Annotated in this window: 13 protein-coding genes and 2 tRNA genes; 3 read left to right on the forward strand and 12 right to left on the reverse strand. The window is 59.2% G+C overall.

Annotated features, from left to right (window positions below; translation table 11 throughout):
- Positions 1 to 234 precede the first annotated feature (234 nt).
- Both CRP02_RS19200 and CRP02_RS19205 read left to right on the forward strand, forming a co-directional pair.
- Positions 235 to 309: transfer RNA gene (locus tag CRP02_RS19200), tRNA-Glu, on the forward strand.
- Between the two features lie 360 nt (positions 310 to 669).
- Positions 670 to 744 (forward strand) — tRNA-Glu (locus tag CRP02_RS19205).
- A 119-nt stretch (positions 745 to 863) separates the two neighbouring features.
- On the opposite strand, the gene recJ is transcribed toward CRP02_RS19205, so the two are convergent.
- The 5 genes from recJ to CRP02_RS19230 all read right to left on the reverse strand — a co-directional run bounded on the left by recJ (position 864) and on the right by CRP02_RS19230 (position 7,040).
- Complete coding sequence (recJ, locus tag CRP02_RS19210; RefSeq protein ID WP_097172027.1) at positions 864 to 2,672, reverse strand: single-stranded-DNA-specific exonuclease RecJ; 1,809 nt, start codon at positions 2,670 to 2,672, stop codon at positions 864 to 866.
- A 103-nt stretch (positions 2,673 to 2,775) separates the two neighbouring features.
- Positions 2,776 to 3,000 (reverse strand): hypothetical protein, encoded by a 225-nt coding sequence (locus CRP02_RS19215; RefSeq protein ID WP_025593517.1) that lies wholly within the window; start codon positions 2,998 to 3,000, stop codon positions 2,776 to 2,778.
- Between the two features lie 187 nt (positions 3,001 to 3,187).
- Positions 3,188 to 4,498 carry a homoserine dehydrogenase gene (locus CRP02_RS19220; RefSeq protein WP_003515377.1) on the reverse strand — a complete coding sequence of 437 codons (1,311 nt, stop codon included), beginning with the start codon at positions 4,496 to 4,498 and terminating at the stop codon, positions 3,188 to 3,190.
- Between the two features lie 61 nt (positions 4,499 to 4,559).
- Positions 4,560 to 5,780, reverse strand: coding sequence for an LL-diaminopimelate aminotransferase (locus CRP02_RS19225; protein ID WP_003515379.1), 1,221 nt, complete (start codon positions 5,778 to 5,780; stop codon positions 4,560 to 4,562).
- Between the two features lie 300 nt (positions 5,781 to 6,080).
- Positions 6,081 to 7,040 (reverse strand): nucleoside hydrolase, encoded by a 960-nt coding sequence (locus CRP02_RS19230; protein ID WP_097172028.1) that lies wholly within the window; start codon positions 7,038 to 7,040, stop codon positions 6,081 to 6,083.
- Positions 7,041 to 7,219: 179 nt separating this feature from the next.
- Between CRP02_RS19230 and CRP02_RS19235 the strand changes: the two genes are divergently transcribed.
- Positions 7,220 to 8,023, forward strand: coding sequence for a TSUP family transporter (locus CRP02_RS19235; RefSeq protein WP_065661546.1), 804 nt, complete (start codon positions 7,220 to 7,222; stop codon positions 8,021 to 8,023).
- 43 nt (positions 8,024 to 8,066) lie between these two features.
- Here the strand turns inward: CRP02_RS19235 and CRP02_RS19240 are convergent, their stop codons facing one another.
- The 7 genes from CRP02_RS19240 to CRP02_RS19275 form a co-directional block, all read right to left on the reverse strand.
- Entirely contained in the window at positions 8,067 to 8,765 is a 699-nt protein-coding gene (locus CRP02_RS19240; RefSeq protein ID WP_013636202.1) for a hypothetical protein, read from the reverse strand.
- A gap of 279 nt (positions 8,766 to 9,044) precedes the next feature.
- Positions 9,045 to 9,974: a lipid A biosynthesis lauroyl acyltransferase gene (locus CRP02_RS19245; protein ID WP_414896237.1), complete on the reverse strand. Its 930-nt coding sequence runs from the start codon at positions 9,972 to 9,974 to the stop codon at positions 9,045 to 9,047.
- 4 nt (positions 9,975 to 9,978) lie between these two features.
- On the reverse strand, positions 9,979 to 11,007 hold the full coding sequence (locus CRP02_RS19250) for a zinc-binding dehydrogenase (RefSeq protein WP_003515388.1): 1,029 nt from the start codon (positions 11,005 to 11,007) through the stop codon (positions 9,979 to 9,981).
- 152 nt (positions 11,008 to 11,159) lie between these two features.
- Positions 11,160 to 12,443 (reverse strand): beta-ketoacyl-ACP synthase, encoded by a 1,284-nt coding sequence (locus tag CRP02_RS19255; RefSeq protein WP_097172029.1) that lies wholly within the window; start codon positions 12,441 to 12,443, stop codon positions 11,160 to 11,162.
- A gap of 12 nt (positions 12,444 to 12,455) precedes the next feature.
- Positions 12,456 to 13,652: a beta-ketoacyl-ACP synthase gene (locus tag CRP02_RS19260; protein WP_097172030.1), complete on the reverse strand. Its 1,197-nt coding sequence runs from the start codon at positions 13,650 to 13,652 to the stop codon at positions 12,456 to 12,458.
- Positions 13,653 to 13,862: 210 nt separating this feature from the next.
- Positions 13,863 to 14,342: a 3-hydroxyacyl-ACP dehydratase FabZ family protein gene (locus tag CRP02_RS19270; RefSeq protein WP_097172032.1), complete on the reverse strand. Its 480-nt coding sequence runs from the start codon at positions 14,340 to 14,342 to the stop codon at positions 13,863 to 13,865.
- 89 nt (positions 14,343 to 14,431) lie between these two features.
- Positions 14,432 to 14,716 carry an acyl carrier protein gene (locus tag CRP02_RS19275; RefSeq protein ID WP_019566223.1) on the reverse strand — a complete coding sequence of 95 codons (285 nt, stop codon included), beginning with the start codon at positions 14,714 to 14,716 and terminating at the stop codon, positions 14,432 to 14,434.
- Between the last annotated feature and the right edge of the window lie 51 nt (positions 14,717 to 14,767).

Here is a 14,767-nt window from a genome sequence, read left to right on the forward strand (position 1 = left end):
AAGCCCCTTTGAGTGAATCAACTTCCTCTCCAAATCGTCGTTTCACATCATTCTTCATCCGCGAGAAGCACTGAAACTGCCAAGCCGACCTCGGTTTAACCATTTGTTACGAAACGGAAATCCTTGTTTTCCAAGGGTTCTGACAGCCAATGTCATTTTTTTGTCAAATCATGCATTTTTCCGCTTGCGGACCACGGGGAGCCTGACTATAAGGGCGCCACACCACAAGCGCACGCGCCCTTCGTCTATCGGTTAGGACGTCAGATTTTCATTCTGAAAAGAGGGGTTCGACTCCCCTAGGGCGTGCCACTTGCTTGCGTGTTCCCCCATTTATCACCCACAAAGATAGCAGCGCGCGCCGTAAGAACGTATCGATTCTCATCTGGCCAATAGCTCTTACGCTGCAAGCCTAGATCACCCGGAATCGATTTTCCTGGCGACGCCGGCTAAGGCTTGGGAAACCGCCGACACCCGCTTGCCACGACGGCAAGACCCGCTTTTTCCTTTGACGATAGAGCCGTTATTTCAAAGTCTTGGCCTCGTCTGTCGTGGTTTTCCACAGCCCCTCCACCGTGTTAAAAAAAACTCGTCACGAAGCGGAAAAAATCAATTTTTCCGCTTGCGGACCAACCGGAGCCTGACTATAAGGGCGCCACACCACAAGCGCACGCGCCCTTCGTCTATCGGTTAGGACGTCAGATTTTCATTCTGAAAAGAGGGGTTCGACTCCCCTAGGGCGTGCCACTTGCTTCTCCTTGAAAATGAGTATTCTGCGTTCAAATCTTCACGTTATGTGTGAGATAGAGGATGCAAGCCGTTTCCGGCCGTCCTTCAGCTTTTCCCGTCTCGATCTGTACCGACTGTCAGGGCGCGAAAGCAGCGTCCAGAACACGCAGCTGCACACGCCTCTGGCCCTGCCATAGATCAGCGCCCACGGTGCCTGCCACGTGGATGGACCTGCCGCGCGCATTCAGCAGCATCTGCCCCAGAGGGGCGTCAGCAGCACGAAATGCGATGCCGTCCAGCCGTGAGCCATCCATGGCCTCCAGCGTTATCTTGACGTGGGAGGTGCCGACCAGACGCACATCGCGCAGCCGGTGGGCAGGCACGGCAAAAATGGGCTGAGAATGGCCGGAGCCATACGGACCTGCCTGTTCCAGCTGATCGACAAGCTGCAGGGTCGCGCCAGACGCGCCGATTGCGCCGTCGATCTTCAGCACGCTGCTTTCCACCAGCTCGCTCACCGTCTTTGCGGCGGCTTCCTCGAAGAAGGTCCGGAGTTTGCCGAGATTGGCGCGTTCCACCGTCAGGCCGGCCGCCATGGCGTGACCGCCGCCCTTGACCAGCAGGCCGGCATCCACGGCGGCGCGTACCATCCGGCCCATATCGAAGCCGTTGATGGAGCGGCCGGAGCCGGTACCCTTGCCGGAAGGATCGAAGGCAATCGCGAAGGCCGGGCGGCGGAAACGATCCTTAAGCCGTGAGGCGAGAAGACCAACGATACCCGGATGCCAGTTTTCCCGTGCGGTAACGATAACGCCTGCGCCAGACCCGTCGCCATATTCATAAAGCGCTTCCGCTTCGGCTTCCGCCAGCATCACGGCTTCCATCGCCTGTCGCTCGCGGTTCAGCTCATCCAGCTTTTCGGCAATCACGTCCGCCTGTGACGAGTCGTCGAGTGTAAGCAGACGGCTACCCAGTGCGGCATCGCCAATACGGCCACCGGCATTGATGCGCGGTCCGATCAGGAAACCGAAATGATACGGTGTCACCGGCCCGCCCAACCCGGCCTTCCTAAACAGCGCCGCCAGCCCGGCGTTGTTCATATGGCGCGCGGCAATCAACCCCTTCACCACATAGGCGCGGTTCAGCCCCTTCAAGGGCACCACGTCGCATACGGTGGCGAGTGCGACTATATCGAGTAGCGCCAGCAGATCGAGCGTGAAGGCCTGTCTGTTGCGCCTGTCCTTCAACAGCCTGAGGGTGGCGACCAGAACCAGGAACACCACGCCTGCGGCGCAGAGATGCCCCTGCCCCGAAAGATCGTCTTCGCGGTTGGGATTGACCAGCGCCACCGCCGGCGGCAGTTCCGAACCGACCTGGTGGTGATCGATCACCACCACATCTGTTCCCGCATTCTTTGCGGCATTCAGCGATTCATGGCTGGTGGAGCCGCAATCGACCGTCACGATCAGGGTCGCGCCGTTGGCGGCAAGCTGCTGCATCGCCGCCGGGTTCGGCCCATAACCCTCGAAAATACGATCTGGAATATAGATTTCCGGCGTCAGCCCGAAATGCGCGAGAAAACGATACATCAGCGCGGAAGAAGCGGCGCCATCGACGTCATAATCGCCGAAGATCGCCACCTTCTCGCCGGTCTCGATAGCGCGGACCAGCCTTTCGGCAGCCTTTTCGCAATCGGTTAGCACATGCGGGTCGGGCATCAATGAGCGAATGGTCGGATCGAGGAAAGCGAGAGCCTCATCCACACCCACCCCTCGCCCGGCCAGCACCCGGGCAATCAGTTCGGGAATGGCATGGATCTGGGACATGGCCAGCGCACGGTTCTGTGCGGCCTGATCCAGCCGCGAAACCCAACGTTGCTCTGTCGCCGACCGCTCCACGCTTAGAAATGCGCGGGCCACCGTATCGGCCGGCTCCATCATTGCCATCCTGTCCATCGTCCTGTCATGCGAATGCGTATCCGCGCCTTGTCATGACAACGGGCTAAATGGCGATGGCGCCTTTTTCAAGCAAAAAGGCCCGTATGAGGTTTCACACCGAGAAAATCGAGAAAAACGGGCTGACGATCGATACCGCGCCGACCAGCAGCAACAGGGAAAACACCGCAAGCGAACACCAGTTGCGCTCATATTCCGCAATATCGAATTCCATGCCTCGAATATTGTCGTTGGCATTGTGAGGCCGCGCCCGATGATGGGCGGCCAGAACACTTTCGCGCTTACTGTCCTTGAAAAGGATAATCGATGTCACAGCCACGCCTCCCTCGCTTGGTAACATGATTAACCATAGAGCCGAATCGCGTTGTTTTCCAGCGGTTCTGAGGCGATCCCCTCAAATTTTATGGCGGCTTATGCGGTGGCCGCCAAAACGGGTTTCGGGAGAAAAAAGACCGCGCCTCCATGTGGTGGCGCGGCCCTCAAATTCAGAAAAATCGTAAAGCGTCTCAGGTCCGCTCGATGCGGATGACCTGCGGTTCGCTGACCAGGTATTTCTCGTTCTTGATCGCCTTGACGGCCTTGCGGATCGCATCTTCCATCGTCGCGTGGGTCACGAGGATGATCGTCTGCGGCGCGCCTTCCACATGCACGCGCTGGCGCTGCACGATGGATTCCAGCGAGATGTTGTTATCCGCCATACGGGTAGCGATGGAGGCGAAGACGCCCGCCTGATCCTTCACCGTCAGCCGGATGAAATAGCCGCCCTCATGGCTCTTCATCTTGGCGCGACGATAATCGGTCAGCGACTTCGCCGGACGGCCGAGCACCGGAACCTGCTGGGCACCGGGCCGGCTCTTGGCGATATCGGCGATGTCACCGAGCACGGCAGAGGCCGTAGCATTGCCGCCCGCACCTGGGCCAACCATCAGAAGCTCGCCAAGAATATCGGACTCGATCGCCACCGCATTGGTGACGCCATCAACCTGAGCGATGACGGAATCGAGCGGCACCATGGTCGGATGCACCCGCTGCTCGATACCGGATTCGGTCACCTGCGCCACGCCGAGAAGCTTGATGCGATAACCGAGCTCGGCGGCCGCCTGAATGTCCTCGCTGGAGATGTTGGTGATGCCTTCGAGATAGATGTCGTCGGCCGAAATCTTGTTGCCGAAGGCAAGCGTCGTCAGAATGGCGAGCTTGTGGGCGGTGTCGTTACCCTCGATATCGAAGGCCGGATCGGCTTCGGCATAACCCAGCCGCTGCGCTTCTTTCAAACAGACTTCGAACGACAGCCCTTCCTTCTCCATCTTGGTCAGGATGTAGTTGCAGGTGCCGTTCATGATACCGTAGATGCGCGACACATTGTTGCCGGTGAGAGATTCACGCAGCGCCTTGATGACGGGAATACCGCCGGCCACAGCCGCTTCGAAATTGAGAAGCGCACCCTTGTCTTCGGCAATCGTCGCCAGCTCGACGCCGTGCTTGGCAAGCAGCGCCTTGTTGGCTGTCACCACATGGAGACCGCGCGAAAGTGCTGCGCGCACAGCTTTTTCCGCCTGGCCGGAAGCACCGCCGACCAGTTCCACCAACACGTCGATATCGGCTTCATTCGCAAGCTGCTCCGGCGTATCGAACCAGGTAATACCCTTGAGATCGATGCCGCGGTCACGCGAACGGTCGCGCGCGCTCACTGCAATAATCTCAATCGCGCGTCCGCAGGTGATCGCAAGTTCGTTGCTTCTCTGCTGGAGGATGCGCACGAGCGAAGCGCCGACAGTGCCGAGCCCCGCTATGCCGATTCTCAATGAATCTGCCATGGGTATGTTCCTGATTTGCTGGTGATGGTGACGGCCGGGGCCCGGCCGCCTTCGGTTGCCCTTATCTGTGGGCATTGAGCGAAACGACATTGTGCATCGTTTCGTCAGCACTCGACAGGAAACGCTTCAGATTGCGCGCTGCCTGACGAATTCGATGCTCGTTTTCAACGAGCGCGAGGCGGACGTAATCATCGCCCATTTCGCCGAAGCCGATGCCGGGAGCAACGGCAATGTCTGCCTTCTCGACCAGAAGCTTGGAAAACTCAAGGCTGCCGAGATGGCGGAATTTTTCCGGGATCTTCGCCCAGGCGAACATCGTCGCCGCCGGCGGTGGAACTTCGAAGCCCGCCTTGCCGAACGTATCGACCATGACGTCGCGACGGCGGCGATAAACGCTGCGTACTTCCGCGATGTCAGAGCCGTCGCCGTTCAGCGCGTGCGTCGCCGCAACCTGGATCGGCGTGAAGGCACCGTAATCGAGATAGGACTTCACGCGGGTCAGCGCCGCGATCAGCCGCTCGTTGCCAACGGCAAAGCCCATGCGCCAGCCGGGCATGGAGAAGGTCTTCGACATGGAAGTGAATTCCACCGCAACGTCGATTGCACCGGGAACTTCGAGAACCGAAGGCGGCGGATTGTTGTCGTCGAAATAGATTTCCGAATAGGCAAGGTCGGAAAGCACGATGATTTCGTGCTTCTTCGCAAATGCGATCACGTCCTTGTAGAAATCGAGCGAGGCAACATGCGCCGTCGGGTTCGACGGATAGTTGACGATCAGCGCCAGCGGCTTCGGAATGGAGTGGCGCACCGCCCGTTCCAGAGGCCCGAAGAAGCTCTCGTCCGGCTCCACATTCATGGAACGGATAACGCCGCCCGCCATCAGGAAGCCGAAAGCGTGGATCGGATAGGTGGGGTTCGGACACAGGATCACGTCACCAGGTGCGGTGATGGCCTGCGCCATATTGGCGAAACCTTCCTTGGAACCAAGGGTCGCGACGACCTGCGTATCGGGGTTCAGCTTCACGCCGAAACGGCGGGCATAATAACCAGCCTGCGCGCGGCGAAGGCCGGGAATGCCCTTGGACGAGGAATAGCGATGGGTGCGAGGGTCCTGAACGACTTCGCATAGCTTGTCGACGATCGCCTTGGGGGTCGGAAGGTCGGGATTGCCCATGCCGAGATCGATGATATCGGCCCCGGCCGCTCGCGCGCTCGCTTTCAAACGGTTGACCTGTTCGAAGACGTATTGCGGCAGACGCCGGACCTTATGAAACTCTTCCATCACTTTCCTCATGGAAATGGACCGGTTCTGCCGGCCCATAACGAAGTTCGTTCTTGTTGTTAAACGCCGCCGACACGAACCGATCCGGCGGGCGCTATTCATTGTACCGCAAAGCACAAGAAAACCTACAGCGGTTTTCTCGGTCCACGCGGCATCGCGATCATCCGCCTTGTGGCTCCGGCGCAGCCTTTTCAGACCACAGGCAAGGCGAATTGCGCAATGTAATCAGGAAACCTGCATAACGCCAGATTCTTGGAAAATGCAAGGCAGACCATGCTCAAGAACGGCCATTCCGGCCGTTCAGTCGCGCTCGCCCTTCACAATTGCGGCGCGGATGACGGAAAGCACCCGCTCCGGCTTGATATCGGTGCAGATGAGCTGGCTCGGATGCCCGTCCCAGTCGCCCGGCGGAAAGGCGCGGCCATCCGGCTTCTGAATGGTCTGGCCATCGGCAAGCCCGCCGCAGACGACGCGTATAGGGCCGCTGCGGGTCTCGAACAGTTCGGGCGCGACAAGGTAAACGCAGGCGCAGCTGTCATGCACCACCATGCCATCACCGGTGCGGGTCTTGTAGAAATCGATGTAGAATTGCGACAGATCGGAAAGCAGCTGCACCGGCTTGCCGCCCGCCTCTGCCATCTCGGCCATGAAGGCGCTCGTCATCACCGTTTTCGTCGTCACGTCCAGGCCGACGACGACCACACGCCAGGGCGCGGTGAAGACGAGATCGGCCGCTTCCGGATCGCCGTGAATATTGGCCTCGGCCGCCGGCGACACATTGCCGTTGATATCGAAGGCGCCGCCCATGACGATCACCTGCTTCACCAATGCCGCAAAATCCGGCTCTTCGCGCAGCGCCAAGGCCAGATTGGTCATTCGACCAACTGCGATCAGCGTCACCTCGCCGGGATTGGCCTTGACCGTCTCGATAATAAAGCGATGCGCAGGACGCGAATCGAGCGGCAGATCGATGGTCTCTGGAATATCGATATCGCCGAGACCGTTTTCGCCATGGATGAAAGTCGGCCAGTGGCCTTCCTTGCGGGCCGGATCGAAGGTCACGCCCGCACCTTTCGCTACCGGCGCCGTCATCTGCCATTCCCGTTTCAGGAAGAGCGCATTGCGGGTGGTGATATCGATGGGCGCGTTGCCGAAGACGGTAGTGACGCCGATTATATCGATATCGGGGTGACGGTGCAGGAAAAGAAGCGCCATGGCATCATCTACACCGGGGTCCGTATCGAATATCACTTTATGCATAATGCCCTCATCCTGATGTCTCGTCATCGCCGCGTCTGGCGGTGCGCCACGGAAACATAACCATAAGCGGCAACACCGCAATCCCCCTGCCCGTCCCGGATCGGAGAGAAAAATATTGCGTGGCGATCTTTTCGGTGAAAGAAGAGGCCCTCTCCCTTAAGCCCGCCTGGACATGCCAAGTGCAAGACATCGCCCTCAACGTTTTCCTCGTCCTTTTCTGCGTCGCCATCTTTGCCGGATTTATCGATTCCATCGCCGGCGGCGGCGGTCTCATCACTATCCCGGCCATGCTGATCATGGGAATTCCGCCGCTCGATACGCTCGGCACCAACAAGCTGCAATCGCAGTTCGGCTCGGCGTCGGCCACCATTGCCTATGCCCGCCGCGGCCATGTCAATCTGAGGGAACAATTGCCGATGGCGATCATGGCGATGGTCGGCGGCGGGCTCGGCGCTTTCACCGCCGCCTTCGTGCCGTCAGACCTCCTGCGCACCATCATGCCCTTCCTGCTGATCGCGATTGCACTCTATTTTGCCTTCAAGCCGCAGCTCAGCGATATCGACAGCCATCGCCGCATCACGCCTTTCGTGTTCGGCCTCACCGCCGCACCGCTCGTGGGTTTCTATGATGGCGTTTTCGGCCCCGGCGCGGGTTCCTTCTACATGCTTGCCTTCGTGGGGCTTGCTGGCTTCGGCATGCTGAAGGCAACCGCCCATACCAAGCTTCTGAACCTGGGTTCGAACTTCGGCGGCTTTGTTGTTTTTGCGGCTGGAGGCGCGGTTCTCTGGAAGCTTGGCATCGCCATGGGCATCGGCCAGTTCGTCGGCGCGCAGATCGGATCGCGTTTCGCGATGAAAAACGGCGCGAAGATCATCCGCCCGCTTTTGGTTCTTTCCTGTCTGGCAATGGCGACGAAGCTTCTTGCGGATGCGTCATCCGCTTGGTCAATCGCCACGATCTGGGAAACCATCTTCCCGAAATGACAGGAAAAGGACACGGCTCGACGCTTGCGTTCGAACCGTGAATTTATGCCGTGGCGCGACGGCGCCTGCGATCGGCGATTTCGCGGATGACCACCATTGCGCCAACCAGCTTGTAGTTGGAGGAATAGCAGGGCGACATTTCCAGCGACTTTACGATCGTATGACCGTCATGATCTTCGGCATAGGTGTATTTCGACGTACCGCCCTTGAAGCAATTGTCGAGCCTCTCCCGCAGATCGTTCTGAAAACGGTGCACTCCGACAAGCTCGGCGATATGACAACCCAAAGGCCCTTCCGGCGTATTGCGCGGAAAAGCATCGATCCCATTGGAGAATGACACCCGATAACCGGGAGAAACGACGACCACGGGCTCGTCGAGGTCGTTCAGCATATCCTCATCGAGAATGAGATGGCGGTGATGCCACTCCAGAATGTCCTCGTCCTCGTCGCCGATCACCTTTGCCTTGAGCGGCATGCCGACATAGCGGTCGACCAGCGTTCTCAAAAGATCGGAATTGCGCTGCACGCAGCCGAGATCTTCCGCCTCGTGATTGAGGAGGTCGATGGCGAAACGGAATTGCTCGCGAATGTCCTCGGAACTGCCGGTCTTACGCCCGATGACCCGATCAAGCAGCAGCTCCAGTTCACGCTCCAGCACTGCGATCTTGTCGGCCTCGTTCTTACCAACCGCTGATTGCAGTTCCGTATAACGCAGCCAGAACAGCTCAATCAAATCTTTCAACCCAACTCTCCCTGAACGGGCAAACAGCCCGCTCCCAATCCGAATGGATAGACACTTATCCCCTCATTGTAGCGTCTGTGCATTAAAAAATGACGTAACGACACGCAGGACCGCCGCAGGGATTAATCTCTAAAATATCATAGCTACTGCTATTTTTTCAATTTCGATAATCCATGAACGAAAAATAAGGTTCCACTAATAAGTAAAAATACCTAAAAACGCAATTTTACGGCCGAATTCTGTAAAAAATCACTAGAAATTCGGCCGCGCTGCAAATAATCAGATCTGGTGTTTAACGTCCCAGCGGTCGTGATACCACAGCCATTGTTCGGGATATTCGCGGACCCAGCTTTCCACCTTGTCGTTCAAAAGCTGCGCCGTCGCCTGAATATCGACATTTCCTTTTTCATCGCGCGGAATTTCAACCCTCGGCTCTATTTCCAGCCGGTAGCGGTTATCAGGCAGACGCACGCAGCGGGCGGGATAGACATCGCAATTGAACTGCCGCACCAGCTTGGCAAGAAGCGGGTTGGTGCGCACCTCATGGCCGAAGAACTTCGTGGTCAAGCCTTTGCCGAACTTCTGGTCGACGAGCACGCCGACACCGCCGCCCCTTTCCAGCTGCCGCGCAAGCGCGAAGGAAGAGCCGGCATGCGACGGCACGAGATTGCCCATGCGTTCCTTGCGGAACTTGAACACCTTGTCGGCCACGAAAGGATTATTCGGCGGCCGGAACAGCACCGTCACATCCAGACCGAAGGCAGAACTGGCCACCGGCAGCAATTCGAAATTGCCGCTATGGGCAGTAAAAACGATGAAGGGCCGCGGGTTGTCGCGAAGGTCGAGAAAGGTCGAAATGCCCTCGACCCGGATACGGCCCGGCTCGCTATTTTCCGGATCGAAATCGAACAGCCTGTCGAGAAAGACATATTCCGCCGCAAGCCGCCCCATGCTGCCCCAGCTGTCCATTGCGATAGTAAGCCGCTCCTCTTCGGATTTCTCCGGAAAGGCGCGCGCCAGATTGTAGAGCATCAGCTTGTGGCGGCCGGTTTTCGGCCCCACGAAGCGCGCCAGCCTGTCGGCAGCGCGAATTCCCGCGTCAGCTGGAAATATCTTCAGCAGATTGAGAAGGCCGAAGGCAAACGTCGCAATCAGCCATTGCCGGAAATGGTCCAGCTTCAGGACGATCCGCGTGATGAACAGTTTCAAGGCGTCAATCCATCCGCAGAACGATTTTGCCGAATACCTGGCGCGTTTCCATGCGCTCCAGCGCCCGGTCGATATCCTCGAAGGTGACTTCGGTGTCGATAACAGGGTGAACGATGCCGCGCGCCATCTTCTGCATGGCATTGGCCATGTTTTCCATGCGGCAACCGAAGGAGCCGAGCAGCTTCAGCTGCTGCTGGAACAGCATCATCAGGTTGATATCGGTCGACACGCCTGAGGTTGAGCCGCAGGTGACGAGACGGCCGCCACGCTTCAGCGAGAACATCGATCCCGCCCAGGTGTCCTTGCCGACATGCTCGAACACCACGTCGACGCCCTTCTTTTTCGTCAGCTTGCGCACGACGCCTTCGAAACGGTCGGTCCGGTAGTTGATGACGTGATCGGCACCGAGAGCCTTCGCCCGTTCGATCTTGTCGTCGGAGCCGACCGTGGTGATGACGGTGCAGCCCATCTTCTTGGCCAGCTGGATCGCCGCCGTGCCGATGCCGGAACCCCCGGCATGCACGAGGATCGTTTCGCCCGATTCCAGCTTGGCATTGTCAAACAGCATGTGCTCGACGGTGCCGAAGGTCACAGGCGCCAGAGCCGCGCCGATGGCATCGACGCCATGCGGAGCCGGAACGAGCTGGCGGGCGGGAATATTGATCTTTTCCTGCGCGAAGCCGTCGAGGTGGAAACCGTGCACGCCCTGAACATGTTCACAAAGATTGTCACGGCCTTCACGGCACGGCTTGCAGATCCCGCAGGTGCGCGCGCCGTAGATCGCGACGAGCTGGCCAGGCAGCACATTCGAAACGCCCGGGCCAATGGCCTCCACCACGCCGGAAGCCTCAGCACCGATGGTCAGCGGCATCTTGCGCTTGGCAAACGCCATGCCGCGCCAGCCCCAGACGTCGATGTGGTTCAGCGCCACGGCCTTGACGCGCAGCGTCACCTCACCCGGGCCGGGTGCATCCGGTTCGGGCAGGTCCACTTTTTCGAGCTTCCGGTCGTCCACGAGTTGAAGAGCGCGCATGTTTTTAGTCCTTCGCCCGGAGGCGTCTATCTCAAGAGTAATTCCAGCAAAACTCTGTAACGGTTTTGCGGTCGGAATGTGTAGTCACACCAGCGAGAGCGTTCCCGGGCTTCGTTCAGGCCGGAAACGCCCCTGTCTTCTGGCGGAACCGGTTAAGCCGGTTCACGCGTCATGACAAGGCTGGCATTCTGACCGCCGAACCCGAAGGAGTTGGAAAGCACGGCACTGACCGTCGCGTCCCGCTTCACATTCGGCACCACATCGAGCGAAATGGTCGGATCGGGGTTGTTGTAGTTGATCGTCGGCGGCAGCGTGCCGGTCAGCATGGTCTGCAACGAGAACACCGCCTCCACAGCACCGGCCGCCGTCAGCGTATGGCCGATCATCGACTTGTTGGATGACAGCGGAATGTCTTTCAGGCCTTCGCCGAAGACGGCAAGCATCGAGCCATATTCCATCTTGTCGTTTTCCGGCGTCGAGGTGCCGTGGGCGTTGATGTAGCCGATATCGCTTTCAGCAACACCCGCATCCGCAAGTGCGGCGCGGATCGTCGCGATCGCCGGGCCGCCATCTGGCGAGGAACGCGTGCGGTGGAAACTGTCGGCCTTTTCACCGGCGCCCTTGATGATGCCGAGAACCTTCGCCCCGCGTGCAATTGCCGATTCCAGCGATTCCAGCACCAGCGTTGCCGCACCTTCGGCAATCACGAAACCGTCGCGGTCCTTGCTGAACGGCTTGGATGCCTTTTCCGGCGGCTCGTTCTGGGTCGACAGCGCCGAGAGAAGCGAAAAGCGGATCAGCGCTTCGGCGCTGACCGAACCGTCGGTGGCAACCGTCAGCGCGCGCTCGGTGCGGCCCTGGCGGATAGCCTCGACACCAAGCTGGATTGCGGTCGCGCCGGATGCACAGGCCGTCGAGAGCGTGACCGGCAGGCCGCGTGTACCAAAGCGGTCGGAAAGACGCTCCGAAATCGCGCCGAAAAGAGCCGCTTCCTGAAACGCCGGGTCCGGACGTTGACGGAAAGCCGTCAGGAAGCGTTCATAGGCATCACCCGGCTGGGCGGCCGGCGGAGACCGGTCGGCAAGCTCGAAACGGGCGCTCCATTCCGGCTCGATCGGTGGCGCAGCCAGAAACAGCGGGCCATCGAAATCGCCCGATATGCCGGCCTGCGCCAAAGCCTCGATGGTCGTCTCGCGCGCAAAGGCATAAGAGCGCTCGACGGAATTCGGAACCGGGATGTCGATGAAATCGACGGTGCCGCTGATCCTTGTGGAAAGCCCCTCCGTCGGGAAGCGGGTGATCTTGTGGATGCCCGACTTGCCGGCCGTCAGCGCCGCCCAGTTATCGGCAAGCCCCTGCCCGAGCGATGTGATGATGCCCATACCGGTGACGGCAACGATCGGGCGACCGAGATGATCCTTGAAGTTGGAAGTCATGGTCTTTTCTCCTCACACGTCACGGGACAGAACGGCGACACCTTCGCCGCGAACATGGCCGACGGTGGTGACGACCGCTTCGCTGGCCGCCTCGCCCATGGGCTTTTCCGCGGCGCCATCGAAAGTAGGAACCTTCGCGCCGCTTTCAAGCGTCAGGGCAGCAAGCGCCAGCCCAAGCGGGAACTGTGCTTCAAGTCCATGGCCGGTGATACCGCCGAAACCGCGAATGACGGCCTGCGGCAAAGCTTTCTCGATAATATTCTTTTCACGCTGCGTGACGGCGTCGTAACCGCTCGCACCGGAAAACACGACGGTCGCAGCACTGTCCTTTGCAGGGGCAAGCAGCCGCTCCATGCGCTTTTCCATTTTGCCGTCATCACGGCTGCCGCGATCGCCCTCGATGGCGTCGATGCGGGCATAGACGCGCGCGCCGCGTTCACTGGCGTGCTTGCGCGATTCCAGCACGAGGAAGGCTCCCAGCGAACCGGAAATCATGCCGCCGCCGTCCTGGCCGCCACGCGACCACAGCGGCTGCCAATCGCCCTGCGCGTGCGCGCCGATCGCCTCAAACAGCAGGATCATGTCCGGACGCTCGGCCGAGAAGGCGCCGCCCACCAGCGCGTGGCTGGATTCGCCGGAACGGATACGGTGAAACGCAGTCTCGACGGCGGAAATGCCGGCTGCTTCCTCGCCCATGAAGGTGCGGGAGGACCCTGTGACCTTGTGAACGATGGAAATGTTACCGGCCATCAGGTTGGAAAGCTGGGCGAGAAACAGCGTCGGACGCAATTCCGTCGTCAGCTTCTCGTTGAGCAGCACTTCGCGGTCGTTGCGTTTCAGCGCCTCATCGACAATCAGCGTATCGACATTGATGTCGCGCTCGCCACCGCCGGCAGCCACGATCATGTCCATGGTAGCGCAGGCCTCCGGGTTTTCCTTCAGCCCTGCATCATCAAGCGCGAGGCCGGCGGCAAAAACGCCGAGACGCTGCCAGTTTTCCATCTGGCGCTGGTCGCCGCGCTTGGCAATCTGCGTGGACCAGTCGATCTCCGGCATGGGATGAACCGGATAGGGTTTGAACTTTTCGGTCTCGATCACCGTTGCCGGCGCCGCAGTTCCCGAAAGAAGCGCAAGATGCGCCTGGCTGCCGACGCCGTGACAGGTCACGATGCCGACCCCGGTTATCACCACATCATTGTCAGATTTCATCGTCTGTCATCCTTTGCAGCCTGACCCATTGAAGCCGGTCACGGCTATCCAACAGCGGTCGCAAACGACCACTCCATGCGTTGCGGAATAAAGCGCGCGATGCGGATTGGCAATGGTGAAGGCCCGATCCGCCAGCACAAGCCCACGATTTTCGTGAATCAAAACCGGGTCTAGGGGAAAAATGCCGTCTCCCGGCATCAGCAGAAGCGCTTATTTTTGCGCATCCGCGGCAATCGCCGCCATCAGGCCGACTTCCTCGGCCCGCTTCCTGACGATAGGCGCGAGCGGAATTTCGCTGAAAGGCATTGTCCTGAGCTTCAGCTGCGCATCGCAGACCTTCTTGCCTTCGCAAGCGATCTTCGCCTTGGTGACTGCAAAACCCGAACCGTCATGTTCAAGCACCGCCTCGATATCAAGAACCGCGCCCGGCTCCACGAAGGTGCGCATCTTGGCGCCGTCAACCGACATCAGGAAGGGCATGGCGGAAAAATCGCTGAACGCCAGAACCATCATGCCGGAAGCCTGCGCCATGGTCTCGATCAGAAGCACGCCCGGAACCAGCGGCATGCCGGGGAAATGCCCCTCGAAAACCGGGCTGTTGTCGGGAACGACAGACCGCGCCTTCAATGTGCGCGTCGCCATATCCACGGCTTCGACCTTGTCGATCATCTGAAAATATTCAAGCAGCATCCGTCCGGCCCGTTTCTGGTCGGTTACGACCCGTCCCTGAAGGTCAGGTCCAGAAAAAGAAATGCCCGCTCGAAGCGGGCATTATCGCCTCAGCCCTTGGCTGCGCGCAATTCGTCGATCTTGGCGCAGAGGTTCTTCAGCACGAAATATTCTTCGGTGGTAACCTTGCCTTCGTTGACTTCCTGCGTCCACTGCTCGAGCGGAATCTTGATACCGAATTCCTTGTCGATGGCGAAAACGATATCCAGAAAGTCGAGGCTGTCGATGCCCAGATCGTCGATCGTGTGGCTTTCCGGCGTAATGGTTTCGCGGTCGATTTCGCTGGTTTCGGCGATAATGTCGGCAACCTTGTCGAATGTAGCTGTCACGCCCATAATCCTTATTGTCGTTCGTATTAAATATCCTGTCTGACGCACCACATAGGC

Source organism: Rhizobium sp. AN5, from assembly GCF_900215255.1.
Classification (GTDB): Bacteria; Pseudomonadota; Alphaproteobacteria; order Rhizobiales; family Rhizobiaceae; genus Agrobacterium; species Agrobacterium tumefaciens.